Below are 16,071 nucleotides of genomic sequence, written 5' to 3'. Positions count from 1 at the left end.
GGAGACCCCCGGCATCACCACCCGCACCCAGCGGTCCGAAGCCGCGTCGCCGCCGACGTTCAGGAGCCGCCCGAAGAGAAGGCCGAAGGCCAGCGGAAGGACGAACATGAAGATCACGCTCTGGACGTGGCGGAAGTTCTGGCTCGTCTGGCGCCCCGCGATCGCCAGGACGTTCCGCCAGCCGCCTGCCGGCGACGAACGCTCGCTCCTCGAGGCCACGCCTCACACCTCCCCCGCGCGGCGGGCCGCCGCCCGGTCGACCAGGACGGCCACCGCCAACAGGCCCACGGCGGCCGCGACGAGCCAGCCCGCCTCGGGCCAGATCGCCGCGAAGCCCGAGCCCCGGTGCAGCCGGCCGTACGCGTCCAGAAGCCAGCGGTTGGGAAGCCACCCCGAGATGCGGTCGAGCCAGCCGGGGAAGACGTAGGCCGGCATCATCGACCCCCCGAGGAACCCGATCACGTTGAAGAACGCCGCCCCCACGAAGCCCATGGACGTCTCGTCCCGCGAGAGGACCATGATCACCGTGGCGAGGCCGGCCGCCATGGCCGCCCCGGCCACCGTCAGCGCGGCCCAGGCCAGCGGGTCGCCCCAGTGGACGCCGAAGAGGAGGCGGGTGCCGGCGGCCTGGATGACCATGAAGACGACGCCGACCAGCGCCGCCCCGGCGAAGCGCGCCAGGAAGTAGGCGCTCCGTCCCACCCCGGCCGTGCGGACGCGCGCGTAGATACCCTTTTTCCGCTCCACCAGCCACTCGGAGGCGGCGGAGTTGGCGGCGAAGAGGAGGAAGAAGACGCCCATGCCGATGGCGTAGTAGTCGAGGGCGGGCAGTACCGGGACCCTGCCCTTTTCTTCCTCCTGCCCCGAGCCCTGCGCTCCCGCGCCGGGCGTCGCCGCCGTCGCCGGCGAAGCCGTCGCGCCGCGGCCCCCTTCCCCGGCAGCCACCGCCCGGGCGACCTCGCGCACCACGCCTTGCACGACCCGGGTGCCCACCCGGGTGGGATCGCCCAGGACGTCGACCGGCTTCCCGGAGCCGGCGGGCGAGAGGTCCACCACCGCGTCCACGAGGCCCAGGCGGAGCTCGTCCACGGCCCGATCCCGGGCCGGCGTCGCGGCCCGGCGGCTCTCCACGCGCAGGTCGCCGTCGGGGGCCTGCTCCAGCGCCTGCCGGAAGGCCTCCGCCAGACGGCTCTCCCCGGCCGGCACCAACAGGACGACACGGTGCGGGACGGGGGAGGTCGTCTTCCCGCTGAAGAGGGGGCCGAGGCTGAAGCCGAGCACCGCCACCAGGGCGAGGGGGGCGACGACGAGAAGGAGCAGCGCCGTCGCATCGACGGCCATCACCCGGAGCGGCAGCCAGGCGGTCCAGAGCCAGCGACCCAGCCGCCTCATCCCTCGCCACCCCCGTCGCGCAGCTCGCGGCCGGTGAGCGCCAGGAAGACCGTCTCCAGGTCCGGCGTCTCCAGCCGCAGCCCCTCCATGGGCAGGCCCAGCGCCTCGAGCCAGCTGATCGTCTCGCCGACGCGCGCGCTGCCCTGGCTGAGGAGGATGCGGAGCTCCCGGTCGTCCAGGCTCAGCTGCCCGTCGAACCGCGACCGGAGCTCGGCCACCTTCGCCTCAGGAAGCGCCCCCTCCAGCCGCACCCGGATGACCGGCGCCTCCCCGGCCAGGGCGCGCACCTGCTCCAGCGGCCCCTGGGCGATGACGCGGCCGTGGTCGACGATGGCGATCCGGCGGCAGAGGTACTCGACCTCTTCCATGTAATGGCTCGTGTAGAGGACGGCCATCCCCTGCCGGGCCAGCTCGGCCACCGAGTCCAGGATGTGCCGCCGCGACTGCGGATCGACGCCGACCGTGGGCTCGTCGAGGAGGAGCAGCTTCGGCCCCCCGATCAGCCCCACGGCCATGTTCAGCCGCCGCTTCATCCCGCCCGAGAAGCTCGAGACGCGCTGGCGGGCGTGGTCCAGAAGCCCCACCAGCTCCAGCACCTCCCGGGCGCGCCGGGCCAGCTCCGCGCCGCCCAGGCCCTTCAGCCGGCCGAAGAAGCGCAGGTTCTCCCCGGCCGAGAGGTCTTCGTAGAGCGCGATCTCCTGCGGGACGACGCCCAGGACCCGCTGGGCCTCGAGCAGCTCGCGGTCGACGGGATGGCCGTCCACCACGATCCTGCCGCCGTCGGGGCGCAGGAGACCGGCGATCGAGGCGAGCGTCGTGGTCTTGCCGGCGCCGTTCGGTCCCAGAAGGCCGAAAAGCTCGCCCGGCTGGACCTCGAAGGAGACCTCGTCGACCGCGGTCACGTTGCCGAAGCGCTTGACGAGACGGTCGACCTCGAGGATCGGCATCGTCATCCCCCTCCCCACTGCCGGCGACTCCCCGGCTTTCCTCGCGACTCGAGCCTAGGCGGAGGCGGGAGGTGGCCACCAGTGACCGCGGTCACCTCTTGGCCCCGCCGGCCGGCGAGGCCGCCAGGGGCCGCCGGGGGCGCCGGGGGCGCCCGGGTGGAGGGGCCGCGCGCTATGCGCCGAGAGCTGTTCGCAGTACGCTTCCTGGCGAGAACGGCGGCGAGGGGGCGACGCCCCCGGCCGCAGGCGGAGGCGGGTCGATGAGCGCGCTCCAGGCGGTCCTCCTGGGTCTCCTCCAGGGCGTGACGGAGCTCTTTCCGGTCTCGAGCCTCGGCCACCTGGTCATCCTCCCCACCCTCGCGGGCTGGCGGATCGACCAGGCGGCGCCGAGCTTCCTGCCGTTCGCGGTCATGCTCCACCTGGGGACCGCGACGGCGCTGATCGCCTTCTACTGGCGCACGTGGGTCGAAGTGGTCCGGGGGTTCTTCCGCAGCCTCGGCCGCCGCAGCCTGGCGCGGCCGGAGAGCGACCCGGCCGCCTGGCTCGCCTGGCTCGTCGTCGTCGGCGTCGTCCCCACGGGCCTCCTCGGCCTCTTCCTGGAGAAGCCGGTGGCCCGCCTCTTCGCCTCGCCCCAGCTGGCGGCGGTCTTTCTCGTGCTGAACGGCGGCGCCCTGGGGCTGGGCGAGTGGCTCCACGCCCGCCGGGCCGGGCGCGGGAGCGCCGAGGGGAGCGCCGCCGGCCCGGACGCCGCCGGGGCCCGGCTGGCGGCGGGGGGCGACCCGCCCGCCCTCTCCAGGAGCGCGGGCGCCGTCAGCACCCGCCTGCCCGACGCCGAGATGGCCATCGACCGGCTCGGCCTGCGCGAGGCGCTCTGGGTGGGGGTGACCCAGGTGCTGGCGCTCCTGCCCGGCTTCTCCCGCGAGGGCGTGACGATGACGGCCGGGCTGGGGGCGGGGCTCTCCCGGCTGACCGCGGCCACCTACTCCTACTTGCTCAGCGCTCCGCTGATCCTGGCCGCCGGGTTGCTCGAGGTGCCGAAGCTCCTCCACGCGCACGGCGCCCTGGGCGCGGCTCTCCTGGGCGGCCTCGTGGCGGGCGTGGCCGCCTACGTGAGCGTCCGCTGGCTCTCGCGCTACTTCCGGACCGGAACGCTCTGGCCTTTCGCGGTCTACTCCGCGGCGGCGGGGCTGGTCTCCCTTTTGATGCTGGTTCTTCGCGGCTGAAGAACATGGCGGGTTCTCTCGGCAGCGAGCGGGAACCACTCGCTCACACGCCGGAGCACGGGAGCGTACTTGTTTTCCGGGTTCCGGACGGATCTCCGCGGAGCGCCGGACAGGCGAACGTTCAGCCAGGCGGAGGCAAAGCCGTCCCCTCTCCCGCCGCCGCGCGAAAAGAGCGGGAGCCGGTCCGCACGAGTGCCGCCTCTCCCCGGGGCGCAACCTAGCCCGGGGTGGCGAGAGCGATGGCGGAAGCGGGCGGGTTCAAGAGGCTGCCGGCATGGACGCGACCGGGCCGGGGCGACGTGGACGGCTTCGTCATCGAGCTCGGGTTCAACGTGGCGCAGGCCGCGATCCCCGTCTTCCTTCTGGTGGAGATGGGCTTCCCGCGCTCGCTGGCCGTGGGCCGGATGCTGCCGGGGAGCGCGCTCGGCTTCGCCCTGGGCGCGCTGGCCATGCTGGGCATGGCGCTGAAGCTCGGCGCGCGCGAGAGGCGGAACGACGTGACGGCTCAGGTCTACGGGAGCAACGTGCCGGCCATGATCGCCTACACGCTCTCCATCATGCTGCCGGTCTACCGCACAAGCCACGACCCGCTTCTCGCCTGGGCCATGGGTGCCGCCGCCACCGTCTGGACCGGGCTGCTCAAGCTGGTGGCCGCGCCCTTCGGCCGCCTCCTCCGCCGCGGGATCCCGCGGCCGGCGGTGATGACGGTCTTCGGGGCGGGCATGTACACCTACCTGGGCATGGTCCTGCTGATCCGGCTCTTCGACCAGCCCGTCGTCGGCCTGGTGGCGCTGGCCCTGGTCTTCGTCGGCCTCTACGCCGACCTGCCCTTCACCCGCTGGCGGATCCCGGGCTTCCTGGTGGTCTGGTGGATCCCGCTGGTCCTCGCCGTGGCGGTGGGCTACCACCGGCCGGTCTGGCAGGGCCTCCACCCCACCGCGCCCTGGATCGTCTCCCCCGCTCCCCTGGAGGCGCTCTTCCGCGTCCTCCCGTACTTCTCGGTCATCCTGCCCGTGGCGCTCTACCAGATTGTCCAGGACGTGGCAGCCGTCGAGGCCTCGGACACCACCGGCGACCGCTACGACGTCCGCTGGGCGCTGGCGGCCGACGGGGCGGCCAACGTGGTGGGGGGCCTGGCCGGTTCGCCCGTCACCAACCTGATCTACTCGCTTCAGCCGCCCTTCAAAAAGCTGGGAGCCCGCACCGCCTTCCAGCTCTGGACGCCCGTCGTCTACCTGGCGCTGACCGTGGCCGGTCTCGGCTGGTTCGGCTCCGAACTCTTCCCCTGGCCGATCCTGGCCGCCATCACCGCCTGGGTGGCGGTGGAGGTGGGCAACACCGCCCTCGGCGCCATGGACAGGAAGTACTACCCCGCCCTCCTCTTCGGGCTCCTGGTCCCGGCCGGCTACCTGGTCACCTCGCCGCTCAGCTCGGCGCTGACCGCTCTCCACATCGACCCGGAGGCACCCCACGTCCGCGCGGTCCTGGAGAAGGCGGTCTACTGGCGGGCGGCCGGGGGGCTGGCGGACGGCTTCCTCCTCATCGTGCTGGTGACGGCGGCCGTGATCACCGAGCTGATCGACCGCCGCTTCGACGCCGCCGGCGCCTGGGCGGTGCTGGGCTCGGTCTTCGCCTGGTTCGGCGTGATGCACGCGCCCCGGGTCGGATGGGGAGCGGCGCCTTCCTACGCCTCGGGATGGTTGCTGGCCGCGTTGCTCTTCGCGGGTGCCCACCTGTACACGGGGAGGAAGCCGGGGGGAGCGCCGCGCTCCTCGAGTGGGGCCGCGGCCGCGACCGCCAAGCGGGGGGAGCGCCCCTGAGCCTGGCCGCGCGTCCTGCGGGGCCGGCAGTCCCTGCGCCCGGCCTGCCGGCCCGTGAGACCCCTGCCTGACTTCCCCCCGACGGCCGCCAGGCGGCGGACCCGCCTACTCGAGCCCCTCCGCGCCCTCCAACCGGCGCACCAACCTGTCCAGGAAGGCTGCCGCGGGCGCTCCGTCGACGGCGCGGTGGTCGAAGGTGAGCGACAGGTGAAGGACCGGCCGCGCCTCGATGCGGCCATCGTCGAAGGCCCGCGCCTCGGGCGCGATCCGCCCCGCCCCCAAGGTCGCGATCTGCGGCGCGTTCAGGATGGGCGTGAACCCGTCCACCCGGTACATGCCCAGGTTGGTCAGGGTGAACCCGGCCTCTTCGGCGTCCACTGGGCGACCCGCTGGCCTGGGCCGCTATCGACGGTGGCCGGGGCGGCCATGGCGGCCGCGCCGTCACGGTGATCATGGTCCTCTCGCGGGACGAGACGTCCCCGGTGCGGGCACCCCGACCGGAGTCATGACATGCCGAGAGGGTCGCGACCCAGGAACCGGACGTAACCCGTTTGCATCGCCTTGTCGAAGAGCAACCTGTCGGCGGTCCAGAGAACAGCGCCGCGCGCCTCGGCCACGGCCAGGTACATCGCGTCGTACACCACCGGCAGGTCCAGGTCGCCGGCCAATCGCCATGCACGTTCGTGGATCTCACGGCCAGCGACTTCCTCGATCGGAAGGTCGAGAAGCGACCGCGCCGCCGCGCCGGCCTGCTCGAGCGTGAGGTGGCCGCGACGCGCCTGCTTGCGGAAAACCGACATCACCTCGACCACGAGGAGAGTCGGCGCGACCAGGACGATGCCGGTGTCCAATGCTCTCTGGAAGAGTCTCTCCGCGTCCTCGCTCCCGGGCTCGGGAAGGAAGAGTTTGGCTACGACGCTTGCGTCGAGACAGATCGTCTCAGGCACCGCCCGCGCGCTCCTCCCGATCTCGCCGGATCTCCGGCGCGGAGTCGGGCAACTCGCCATGCCGGGCTCGGATCTCCTCGCGGAGGCGCCTGCCTTCCTCGAGCGCCCGTCGTGCCGCCCAGCGCCGGCTCTCGCGGTCGAGGATCTCGACCGCCAGCTCGTTGATCGAGCGGCCCTCGGCCTGGGCTCGGGCCTTGAGACGCGCGTAAATCTCGTCAGGCATGCGGATATTGGCTGTTGCCACCATCCTCACCCTATGTGACCGTCCTACCATGAGCATGGTACCAGTTCCTGATACGAATACGCAGCACACGCGCGGACGTCTCTTGTCGTCCGATACGAATGGGGGCGCTTCGTCGGGCGGTGCTGCGGAACCGCGTCCGCAACGCCGGGATCCAGGAAGGATCCCCGCACGCCCTGGCGTCGGCGTCCGGGTGGAGACTTCGTCCGCTTGTCATGGAAGAAACCCTGATCGACGAGGAGGCCCGCGCTCGATGAAGGCCATCCGTGTCCACAACTTCGGTGCTCCCGAGGTCCTGCGCCTGGAGGAGGTGCCCGAACCGCGGCCGTCCGCCGGCCAGGTGCGCGTCCGCCTGCACGCCGCGGGCGTCCATCCCCGTGGAGACCTACCTGCGGGCCGGCCAGTACGGCCGTCTGCCCGCTCTCCCGTACACCCCGGGCTTCGACGGGGCGGGCGTGGCGGTACAGCTGGCCGAGGGGGCCGGCATGCACGTGGCGGGCACGGGAGGGACCCAGGAAGGCCGGGAGCTGGTCGCCTCCCTGGCGCCGACGCCGTCTTCCCGCAAGGCGCCTTCGAGGACGCCCGGGCCCGCACGGGCGGGAGCGGATAGCACGAAGAGGGCGGCCGGGCTACGGCGCTACGGAGCCGACGAGGGCTCCGACGGTTCCCCCGGTCCCAGGTCGGCTTTCCGGTGGCCGGGCAGCTCGCGGCCGCGGAGCGACTCCGCGGTGTCCACGCCGCCTTCCGTCGCCCCCTGGAGCGCCAGCGCCTCGACGAGCACGCCGCGCCTCAGGAAGAGGACCCCGACACCGGCCACCAGCACCGCCGCCGCCACCCAGAACGGGGTCTGAACCCCATACGCCTCGCGCAGGACCCCGCTCAGGACGGGTGCCAGGGCGGCCCCCGCCCAGCGGACAAAGTTGTAGGTGCCGGAGGAGATCGAGCGCGAGAAGGGTGAGACCTCCATGGCCAGCGTCGTGAAGAGCGCGTTGGCGATGCCGCAGAAGATTCCGGAGAGGACGACCACCCAGACCAGGGTGGCCTGCGGAACCAGGGCGGCCGCCAGGACCACCGCGAGCAGGGCCAGCTGATTCAAAAGGAGCATGCGCACGGGGCCGAGCCGCGGACGAAGCCAGTTGACCACGATGACCGAGGAGAGGCCCAGCAGGATGCCCCAGCCGAAGAAGGCCAGGCCGATCCCGGTGGCCCCGAGCCCCGCCAGCGCCGGCGTGGTGGGCGAGTAGGCCAGGATCGTGAAGAAGACGTAGCTGTAGGCGAGCCCCGCCAGCGCGTTGGTCAGGACGGCGGGATGGCGGAGGGCACCGAAGATGTCCGAGGGAGAGCGCGGCCTCTCCTTCGGCCCGGTCTCGCGGACCAGGACGAGGGTGAGCACGAGTGCCACCGCCATCAACGCCGCGGTTCCGAAGAAGGGCATCTGCCAGCGGATCCTCCCCAGCAAGCCGCCCAGCAGCGGCCCCGAGGCGATTCCCAGGCCCATCGCCGACTCGTACAGCGTCACCGCGGAGGCGATCCCGGCGCTGCCTGCCGCGCCCGTGATGATGGAGAGGGCGGTGGACGTGAAGAAGGCGTTGCCCAGGCCCCAGCCGCCGCGGAAGAGGGCGAGGGGCCCGATGCCGGGAGCCAAGCCGCTGGCGGTGGCGAAGACCACCACCAGCAGCAGGCCGGTGAGAAGCACCCGCCGGGCGCCCCAGCGTGTGGCCAGCACGCCCGAGACCAGCATGGCCAGCGACATCACGGCGATGTAGCTCGTGAAGAGCCACTCCACCTGCGCCGTGGAAAGGCCCATGGCGCGGCCGATGAGGGGCATGATGGGGTCGACCACCCCGATCCCCATGAACGCGATGAGCACGCCGAAGGCCGTCGCCCAGACGGCGCCCGGAAAGCGACGCAGCAAATCCCACACCCCTTTGAGCCTCGCCGAGCCAGGAATGAATGGATAACCTAATTTGACGATCAAACTATAGGCTAGCACCGTCCTCCCTCGCCGTCCATTGCCGTCCGCGTCCGGGATCGATGTGCACCAGGGGTGGCACCGTGCCAGGGCCGGAGCGGGCGCGTGGGTGCAGGCGGCCGCCCCCGCGGCCCCCGGCGGAGGAAGTGCCGGCATGCGGCTGGAAACCCACCTCGCCTGGGCTGGCGCCGCGGTTCCAGGCTGCGGAGCGGCTCCTTCGGAGACGCCTCGCCTGACGGGTCACACTCGGCTGCTCCGGGGGATCATCCTTCGGCAGCCGCCGCCTGGTAGCATTCTGCCGGCAGGTGGCTCCCAAGCCTGCAGAGGAGGATCATGCCGCGTGAAAGCCATCCGTGTCCACCAGTTCGGCGGCCCGGAGGTCCTCCGGCTGGAGGAGGTCCCCGACCCCCGTCCCGGGCCCGGCCAGGTTCTCGTCCGCCTCCGCGCCGCCGGCGTCAACCCGGTGGAGGCCTACATCCGCTCCGGCCGGTACGCCCGACTGCCGGAGCTGCCCTATACGCCGGGCTTCGACGGGGCCGGGCTGGTCGAGGAAGTGGGCGAAGGCGTCCGCCGCCTCTCCCCCGGCGACCGCGTCTACATCGCCGGCATCCGACTGCCCGGCGGCGCCGCCACCTACGCGGAGGCGACCGTGGTCGACGGGGAGGAAGCCTGGCCGCTCCCCGACACCGTCGGCTTCGCCGAAGGCGCGGCCCTGGGCATCCCCGCCACCACCGCCTTCCGCGCCCTCCACTTTGTCGGCCGCGGGCGGCCCGGCGACTGGGTCCTGGTCCACGGCGCCAGCGGCGCCGTCGGCTCCGCAGCCGCCCAGCTGGCCCGGGCGGCCGGGATGCACGTGGTGGGCACCGCCGGGAGCGAGGCCGGGCGGGCGCTGGTCGAGGAGCTGGGGGTCGAGGCGGCGCTTCCTCACGACGCCTTGGACGAGGCGCGGGAGGCGACCGGCGGGCGCGGTTTCGACCTGATCCTGGAGATGGCGGCCCACGTGAACCTGGGGCGCGACCTGCCCCTCCTGGCGCCGGGTGGCCGGGTGGTGGTCGTCGGCTCCCGGGGCCCGGTGGAGGTCAACCCCCGCGACCTGATGAACAGCGGCGGCGCCATCGTCGCCCTGAGCCTCTTCCACACGCCGCGCGAGGAGTACCGGCGGATCCAGGAGGGGCTGGGCGCCGCGCTCCGCGCCGGGACCCTCCGCCCGCGCGTGGGACGGCGCCTCCCGCTCTCCGGGGCGGCGCGGGCCCACGAGATCGTGCTGGAACCGGGCGCCGTCGGCAAGCTGGTGCTGGAGATCCGCTTCCTGAGCAGCGTCACTCCGGCCGCCTGTCGCCTCCGCCGCCATGACGGCGGGCACGCTCCCCTCGGCATCCATGACCTCAAGCGGGCACTTGTGCGTTGCCGACGCCGCCCGTCAACCGCTGTGGTCACCTGGTCGCGACTTCAAGGTCCCTCCGTCCCTCCTCTCGGGGCGGGACGAGGGTGTGGCTCCCCCGGCGCTCCGGGCTGGTCCTGTCCCGTCGCCGGCCCTCGGCGCGACGCCGGGCACAGGCGGCGCGGTCCTCATCCCAGCCCCGCCGCTCTGGCCAGCTGCCCCAGCACCCAACCCGCCACCGGCGACAGCACCCGGCCCACCCAGCGCGTCGCCACCAGCAAGAGGAGGAGCATCGAGCCGACCTGCTGGAACTGGAGGCTCCTCTCCGGCGGCAGGCCGATCAGCCCGGCCAGGATGTGCGAACCGTCCAGCGGCGGGACGGGAATCAGGTTGAAGACGGCCAGGTAGACGTTGATCGCGGCGACCGTGGAGAGCGCTGTGCCGCCTACCTCCGCCCATGCCCCAGGAAGCAGCCGGTAGGCCAGCAGCGCGGCGAAGGCGACCAGCAGGTTGGCGGCGGGACCGGCAGCAGTGACCAGGACGTCATCCCGGCGGGGCGAGCGCAGGTTGAACGGGTTGACCGGCGTCGGCCGCGCCCAGCCGAAGCCGAAGAGGAGAAGCAGGACGGTGCCGATCGGATCGAGGTGCGCCAGCGGGTTGAGGGTGAGCCGGCCCGCGTGGCGCGCCGTGGGATCTCCCAGGCGGTCGGCCGTCCACCCGTGGGCGAACTCGTGGAGCACCAGACCCAGCAGAAGGCCCGGCAGCGCCAGAAGCATCGTCCGCAGGTCGATTCCGGTCAGCATCGGCCTCCACCCGCCTCTCTCCCAAGCATGTTCTTCGTCGCGCCTGCGGGATTCCTGTCTCCCCCACGCCGTCCCGACGGTGCCTCGGCAGCGGTGCCGGCGGTCGCGGCGTGGCGCGTCCGCCGCACGCGGGGCGCTCGCGGGAGCGCGCGCCTCGGACCCTGCTTTCCGGTAGGCTGGTGGCGGAAGGCGAAGGGACTCTCGTAGGAGGAGGCGGCGCCGTGGTAGACGAGGTCCAGCCCGATCAGGTGATGGTGGTCAGCACGCCCTATCTGCCGGGCTACCGCGTGGTCAAGACGCTGGGGCTGACGTGGGGGCTGGTGGTTCGCAGCCGCGGCATCGGCTACCAGATCTCCGCCGCCTTCCGCTCGCTGGGTGGCGGGGAGATCCCCGAGTACACCGACATGCTCAACAACGCGCGCATGCATGCCGTCGACCGGCTCCGACAGCACGCCGCCGGCCTGGGAGCGAACGCCGTGTTGGGCGCGCGGTTCGACTCCTCCGAGCTGGCCCAGAACATGACCGAGGTCCTGGCCTACGGGACCGCCGTGGTGGTGGAGCCCGAGCCGGCAGAGGCGCAGCCTGTCCGGCTCGCCTAGGCATCTCGTCCGTTCGCGGGCGGCCCCCCGGAAGCTGTGGGGGGGCCGGTGAGAAGCGGGAGCGGTCCGCCTCGCGGCGGACCGCCTGCCCTTGGTCATCCGATCTCGACTTCCGCCGGCGCCGACTTCCCTGTCGCGCTCCGCTCAGAGCCAGGGGCTCTCGTGCATCGCCTTCAGCCGCCGCCAGCGCCGCTCCACCTCGTCGGCGAAGGCGCGGAGCGTCGCCCGGCCCGGCTCCTCGAGAAGATGGCGGCTCTTCCCCATCCTCTTCAGCCACTCTTCCACCGGGATGCGACGGCCGTGCGCCTCGGGGTCGTAGGTGAGGGTGGTCTTCCCCCGCTCCACCTCGTAGAGCGGGAAGAAGCAGGAGTCGACCGCCGCCTTCAGCACCGCGGGCCCGGCGTCGTCGCCGATCCGCCAGTTGAGCGGGCAGGACGAGAGCAGCTTGCCGTAGACGAAGCCACCGTGGTCGGCGTACCACTGCGCCTTGGCCGCCTTGGCGGCGAGGTCCTGCGGGAAGGCCTCGCAGCCGGTGAAGACGTACGGGATGTGGGTGGCGGCCATGATCTGGGGCGTGTCCTTGTGCTGGAAGCCCTTGCCGAACTCCGCCGGCCCCACGCCGCTGGTCGACGTCTGATGGCCGAGCGGGGTCGAGTAGGAGAGCTGGCTGCCCGTGTTCATGTAGCCCTCGTTGTCGTACTCCAGGACGATCATCCCGTGGCCGCGGAGCGCCGCCCCGATGGCGGAGCCCATGCCGATGTCCATGCCGCCGTCGCCCGAGACCATGACGAAGGTGAGCCGGCGGTCGGCGGGGATCTCGCCGCGGCGCTGGCGCTCGTGGAACATCTCCACCAGGCCCGAGAGGGTGGCGGCGCCGTTCTGGAAGAGGTTGTGCACCCAGGTGACCCGGTAGGCGCTCCTGGGGTAGGGGGTGGAGACCACCTCGCCGCAGCCGGTCTGGAAGAGGAGGACCACGTCCCCGTCGAGGGCCCGCAGGAAGCCGTTGACGGCGGGGAAGATGCCGCAACCCGGGCAGGCCCCGTGACCCGGCACGATCCGCGCCGGCGCGCGGTTCAGCTCCGCCAGCGGGGGAACCTTCACCTTGAGGCGGCCCGTCGTCTCGTCCTGCTCCACCTTCACCAGGTGGGGGCTCACCTCTTCCTCGCCCAGCGGGGGCAGGACCGGCTCGGGCCGGAGTGCGGGATCGCCCGGCGTCACGCCGTGGTAGTCGAAGACCGGCACCGAGCCGGGCCGCCTCCTCGCCTCCAGCGCCTCCAGGAAGAGGTGGCGCGCGTCGGCGCGGGTGAAGTCGCGGCCGCCGAGGCCGTAGATGCGGCTGAGGGTCAGCGGGGTCTCGCCCGCCTGCTGCAGCGCCGCCCGCACCTCGTGGGCCAGGTTGCCGCCACCGGAGCCGTAGCTGTCGGCCCGGTCGCCGATCAGCACCACCCCGGCCCCGGCCAGCGCCCGCGCGATCTCCTCCGCGGGGAAGGGCCGGAGCGCGTCGAGCGTCAGGACGCCGACGCGGAAGCCTTCCTCGCGCAGCGCGTCCGCCGCATCCTTCGCCGTCTCTGCCGCCGAGCCGAGGAGGACGACGACCGCCTCGGCGTCCTCCGTCCGGTAGGCGTCGACGAAGCCGTAGCGGCGGCCGGTCAGGCGCGCGTACTCCTCCCAGAGCCCGGGCAGGACGCGGCGCGCCGCCTCCATGGCCAAGTGGAGCTGCATCTTGTTCTGGATCTGGTCGGGTTCGTTCATGTACGCGCCGACGGTCACCGGGTGGCGCGGGTCGAGCGCCCCCACCCTGTCTTCGGGCTCGCCGACGAAGGCGCGGGCGGCCTCGTCCGGGAGGAGGTGGAGCGGCCGCTTCTGATGGCTGGTGAAGAAGCCGTCCTGGGCGACGATCACCGGCAGCCGGACCTCCGGGTGCTCGCCCAGCCGGACGGCGAGCAGGTTCATGTCGTAGACCGCCTGCGGGTCGCGGGCGAAGAGGATCAGCCAGCCCGTGTTCAGCGTGTAGTAGAGGTCGGAGTGGTCGCCGTGGATGTCGAGCGGCCCGCTCACCGTCCGCGTCACCAGGTTGAGCACCATGGGCAGGCGGAGCCCCGCCTGGACGGGCAGCTCCTCCAGCGAGAAGAGCAGCCCCTGCGCCGAGGTGGCGTTGAGCACCCGCCCGCCGCCCACCGCGGCGCCGAAGCAGATGCCGGCCGCCCCGTGCTCGCCGTCGGCGGGGATCATGCGGATGTGGTGCTCGCCCTCGGCGTACATGGCGTCGATGTTCTCGGGGATCTCGGTCGAGGGCGTGATGGGGAAGTAGCCCATCACGTGGAAGTCGATCTGGCGCGCCGCCTCGGCGGCCGCCTCGTTGCCGCTCAGGAAGGCGCGGCGCTGCTCCACGCGCTCCCGGCGCCGGGCCGCGTCAACCTTGCCGATGGCCATGGAGGGCCACCTCCTCCAGGTGGGGGAAGCGCGCCACCCGGTGGGCGGCGGCGTAGCCCTCTTCCTCGCGCAAGCGGACCAGCGCCCCCGTCGGGCAGACGGCCACGCAGCGCATGCAGCCCTTGCAGTACCGGTAGTCCACGCCGACCACCGCCCGGATCAGGCGGCGGCGGACCTCGCGGTCCTCGCCGACGATGGCGAAGTCCGGGCAGGCCAGCTCGCAGAGACCGCAGTCGATGCACTTCGCGCGCTCGAAGGCGGGCAGGAAGCCTGTCCGATAGGCGCTGACGTCGTTGAGCACGGTGTTGCCGGGGTCCAGGATCAGGCCGCCGATGGGGGCGTTCCGGTAGCCCCAGCGCGGCTCGCGGCCGGCGCGGAGCAGGTGCTCCGGCGTCGGAGGCAGATCGGCCGTCTCCACCGGCTCCGAGATCTCCACCTCGCGGTAGCCGCGGTCGAAGGTGCGGAGGTTGGGCTCCACCACCTCGGGGTGCTTCCTGGCGAAGGTGGAGCGGAGCGCCTGGCGGAGCAGCTCCGGCTCGAGGAAGGGCAGGAGCCGGGCCATGGCGCCCAGCATGGCGGTGTTGACGCGCGTCTTCTCCTCCACCGCGATGGCCAGGGCGTCCACCCGGGCCAGCCTTCCTGACCAGCCGGTCTCGCGGCGGATGCTTGTCTCCGGGCGGGCGGTGTTGACCAGGAGGAGGCCGTCGGGGCGGAGCCCGGCCAGCACCGGCTGCGTCCGGAAGAGCGCCTCGTGGAAGACGGCCACCAGATCCGGCTGCTCCACCGGCTCGGTCAGGCGGAGCGGGCGGTCGGGCCGGCGGAACCGGACGTACGAGCGGACGGGCGTTCCCTTCTTTTCCGAACCGTACGAGGAGAAGTGCGCGCCATCGAGGCCGGCCCCCAGCACCCCGGCCTCGGCCAGGATCTTCCCGGCCAGGTGGGCGCCCAGGCCGCCGATGGACTCCAGGCGGAGCTCGAAGCCTCCCGGCGGAATCGCCTTCTTCGAGTCTTCCATTGGGACCCCTCCCGCCCGAGCATAGGAAGCCCCCGCCCCCCGCGATACCACCAGATGGGATGATTTCAGGCGGCTCCACCCGAAACATCCAGTGTTTTCGGGCGTCCCTCCGCCTGGGAGTTTCATATCATGAACAGTGGAGCCGGCCCGAGAAACGGAGGCCGCCACCGGTGACAGCGCCCCGCCGCCGGGGAGGGGCTCCGGAGGTCGGAAGGCTCCGGGAGTCCGTCGGGAAGCGTTCGCACCCGGCGTAGGAACCCCGGCGCGGATCCGCTAGTCTAATGGGGTGATGGCCCCGGGCAGTGGAGCCACAGGCAGTACCCCAGGAAAGAAGGCAGACCGGCGGCCGTGCGCGTGCTCCTCGCAACCATGGCGCTGGAACTCGGTGGTGCGGAGACCCACGTGGTCAGCCTGGCCGGGGCTCTGAAGCGCAAGGGGCTGGATGTCGAGGTGGCCTCGTCCGGGGGGGCGCTGGTCGAGGCACTGGAGGAGGCGGGCATCGAGCACCACTTCCTCCCGCTCGACCGCCGCAGCCCCCTGGCCCTGGCGGCGGCCGTCGGCCAGCTGCGCACGCTCCTCCGGCGCCGCCGCTACGACCTGATCCACGCCCACGCCCGCATCCCCGCCTGGGTGGCCGAGCAGGCGCGCCGGCGGGGCGTCGCGCCCGTGGCGCTGGTCACCACCTACCACGGCGTCTACGCCGCCGGCTGGTTCTGGCGCCGCTTCACCGTCCTCGGGGACGCCACCATCGCCGTCAGCGAGGACGTCCGCGACCACCTGATCCGCCGCCTGGGGGCGCGCCCCGACCAGGTGCGCCTCATTCCCAACGGCATCGGGCTCGGGCACTTCCTCGCGGCGGCCGAGCCGGGCGGCCTCGGCCCGACCCCCTACCCGAGCGTCCTCCACGTCAGCCGGCTGAGCGAGTTCGCCGACACGGCGCTCGCCCTGGCCCAGGCGGCGCCGGAGCTGGCCCGGCACCACCCCGGCTTCCGGCTCCGCATCGCCGGCGCCGGCACGCGCCTCCAGGAGGTCCGCCGCGCCGCGGAGGAAGCCGCCCGCCGCGCCGGCTACCCGGTGGTGGAGGTCCTGGGTGCGCGCCGGGACATCCCCTCCCTCCTCGTCCGGTCCTGGGTGGTGGTGGCCGTGGCCCGCTCGGCGCTGGAGGCGATGGCGGCCGCGCGCCCGGTGATCATCTGCGGGCAGGGCGGCTACGGAGGCCTGCTGGAGCCCTCCAGCCTCCCCCGCTTCGAGCCGCGCAACTTCACCGCCCGCGGCACCGGCCGGCCCATCGACGCCCA

The 16,071-nt window shown here is 72.9% G+C and carries 14 protein-coding genes and 1 pseudogene; 5 read left to right on the top strand and 10 right to left on the bottom strand.

The features are described 5' to 3' along the window. The 3 genes from QJR14_06615 to QJR14_06605 form a co-directional block, all read right to left on the bottom strand. Nucleotides 1–219: hypothetical protein (locus tag QJR14_06615; protein MDI3317270.1), on the bottom strand; the 219-nt coding region annotated here is incomplete at its 3' end. A 3-nt stretch (nucleotides 220–222) separates the two neighbouring features. Continuing rightward, complete coding sequence (locus tag QJR14_06610; protein ID MDI3317269.1) at nucleotides 223–1,392, bottom strand: ABC transporter permease; 1,170 nt, start codon at nucleotides 1,390–1,392, stop codon at nucleotides 223–225. Then, the gene (locus QJR14_06605) at nucleotides 1,389–2,339 is read right to left on the bottom strand and encodes an ABC transporter ATP-binding protein (protein MDI3317268.1); all 951 of its coding nucleotides are present in this window, start codon (nucleotides 2,337–2,339) and stop codon (nucleotides 1,389–1,391) included. Before QJR14_06605 ends, QJR14_06610 begins: the two co-directional genes overlap by 4 nt. 260 nt (nucleotides 2,340–2,599) lie before the next feature. On the opposite strand from QJR14_06605, the gene QJR14_06600 reads away from it, so the two are divergent. Both QJR14_06600 and QJR14_06595 read left to right on the top strand, forming a co-directional pair. Continuing rightward, on the top strand, nucleotides 2,600–3,562 hold the full coding sequence (locus QJR14_06600) for an undecaprenyl-diphosphate phosphatase (GenBank protein ID MDI3317267.1): 963 nt from the start codon (nucleotides 2,600–2,602) through the stop codon (nucleotides 3,560–3,562). 239 nt (nucleotides 3,563–3,801) lie between these two features. Further along, the gene (locus QJR14_06595; protein MDI3317266.1) at nucleotides 3,802–5,382 is read left to right on the top strand and encodes a hypothetical protein; all 1,581 of its coding nucleotides are present in this window, start codon (nucleotides 3,802–3,804) and stop codon (nucleotides 5,380–5,382) included. Nucleotides 5,383–5,487: 105 nt separating this feature from the next. Here the strand turns inward: QJR14_06595 and QJR14_06590 are convergent, their stop codons facing one another. The 4 genes from QJR14_06590 to QJR14_06575 form a co-directional block, all read right to left on the bottom strand. After that, nucleotides 5,488–5,760, bottom strand: a complete 273-nt coding sequence (locus QJR14_06590; protein MDI3317265.1) for a 2-oxo acid dehydrogenase subunit E2 — start codon at nucleotides 5,758–5,760, stop codon at nucleotides 5,488–5,490. 125 nt (nucleotides 5,761–5,885) lie between these two features. Next, entirely contained in the window at nucleotides 5,886–6,329 is a 444-nt protein-coding gene (locus tag QJR14_06585; GenBank protein ID MDI3317264.1) for a type II toxin-antitoxin system VapC family toxin, read from the bottom strand. After that, nucleotides 6,322–6,573 (bottom strand): Arc family DNA-binding protein, encoded by a 252-nt coding sequence (locus tag QJR14_06580; GenBank protein MDI3317263.1) that lies wholly within the window; start codon nucleotides 6,571–6,573, stop codon nucleotides 6,322–6,324. The genes QJR14_06585 and QJR14_06580 overlap by 8 nt, the downstream gene beginning before the upstream one ends. 634 nt (nucleotides 6,574–7,207) lie before the next feature. Next, nucleotides 7,208–8,485, bottom strand: coding sequence for an MFS transporter (locus QJR14_06575; GenBank protein ID MDI3317262.1), 1,278 nt, complete (start codon nucleotides 8,483–8,485; stop codon nucleotides 7,208–7,210). Nucleotides 8,486–8,882: 397 nt separating this feature from the next. Between QJR14_06575 and QJR14_06570 the strand changes: the two are divergent. After that, nucleotides 8,883–9,839, top strand: a pseudogene (locus tag QJR14_06570) (NADPH:quinone reductase). Nucleotides 9,840–10,111: 272 nt separating this feature from the next. Here QJR14_06570 and QJR14_06565 read toward each other — a convergent pair. After that, the gene (locus QJR14_06565) at nucleotides 10,112–10,726 is read right to left on the bottom strand and encodes a site-2 protease family protein (protein MDI3317261.1); all 615 of its coding nucleotides are present in this window, start codon (nucleotides 10,724–10,726) and stop codon (nucleotides 10,112–10,114) included. A gap of 251 nt (nucleotides 10,727–10,977) precedes the next feature. Between QJR14_06565 and QJR14_06560 the strand changes: the two genes are divergently transcribed. Further along, nucleotides 10,978–11,325 carry a heavy metal-binding domain-containing protein gene (locus QJR14_06560; GenBank protein ID MDI3317260.1) on the top strand — a complete coding sequence of 116 codons (348 nt, stop codon included), beginning with the start codon at nucleotides 10,978–10,980 and terminating at the stop codon, nucleotides 11,323–11,325. Between the two features lie 144 nt (nucleotides 11,326–11,469). Here QJR14_06560 and QJR14_06555 read toward each other — a convergent pair whose 3' ends face one another. Beyond that, nucleotides 11,470–13,758, bottom strand: a complete 2,289-nt coding sequence (locus tag QJR14_06555) for a thiamine pyrophosphate-dependent enzyme (protein MDI3317259.1) — start codon at nucleotides 13,756–13,758, stop codon at nucleotides 11,470–11,472. Next, the gene (locus tag QJR14_06550; GenBank protein ID MDI3317258.1) at nucleotides 13,739–14,773 is read right to left on the bottom strand and encodes a 2-oxoacid:acceptor oxidoreductase family protein; all 1,035 of its coding nucleotides are present in this window, start codon (nucleotides 14,771–14,773) and stop codon (nucleotides 13,739–13,741) included. The genes QJR14_06555 and QJR14_06550 overlap by 20 nt, the downstream gene beginning before the upstream one ends. A gap of 348 nt (nucleotides 14,774–15,121) precedes the next feature. Between QJR14_06550 and QJR14_06545 the strand changes: the two genes are divergently transcribed. Further along, nucleotides 15,122–16,071, top strand: a 950-nt coding sequence (locus tag QJR14_06545) for a glycosyltransferase (protein MDI3317257.1), incomplete at its 3' end; no start/stop codon positions are given.

The sequence above is a fragment of the Bacillota bacterium genome (genome assembly GCA_029961055.1).
Classification (GTDB): Bacteria; Bacillota; Sulfobacillia; order JAIMAT01; family JAIMAT01; genus JAIMAT01.
Note: the sequence above shows the minus strand (reverse complement) of the source record. Positions and strands in the feature narration are given on the sequence as shown.

Coding starts and splice junctions, on each gene's coding strand:
- QJR14_06550 (MDI3317258.1), bottom strand. CDS start 14,773: ATGGAAGACTCGAAGAAGGCGATTCCGCCGGGAGGCTTCGAGCTCCGC.
- QJR14_06565 (MDI3317261.1), bottom strand. CDS start 10,726: ATGCTGACCGGAATCGACCTGCGGACGATGCTTCTGGCGCTGCCGGGC.
- QJR14_06605 (MDI3317268.1), bottom strand. CDS start 2,339: ATGCCGATCCTCGAGGTCGACCGTCTCGTCAAGCGCTTCGGCAACGTG.
- QJR14_06600 (MDI3317267.1), top strand. CDS start 2,600: ATGAGCGCGCTCCAGGCGGTCCTCCTGGGTCTCCTCCAGGGCGTGACG.
- QJR14_06560 (MDI3317260.1), top strand. CDS start 10,978: ATGGTGGTCAGCACGCCCTATCTGCCGGGCTACCGCGTGGTCAAGACG.
- QJR14_06595 (MDI3317266.1), top strand. CDS start 3,802: ATGGCGGAAGCGGGCGGGTTCAAGAGGCTGCCGGCATGGACGCGACCG.
- QJR14_06610 (MDI3317269.1), bottom strand. CDS start 1,392: ATGAGGCGGCTGGGTCGCTGGCTCTGGACCGCCTGGCTGCCGCTCCGG.
- QJR14_06555 (MDI3317259.1), bottom strand. CDS start 13,758: ATGGCCATCGGCAAGGTTGACGCGGCCCGGCGCCGGGAGCGCGTGGAG.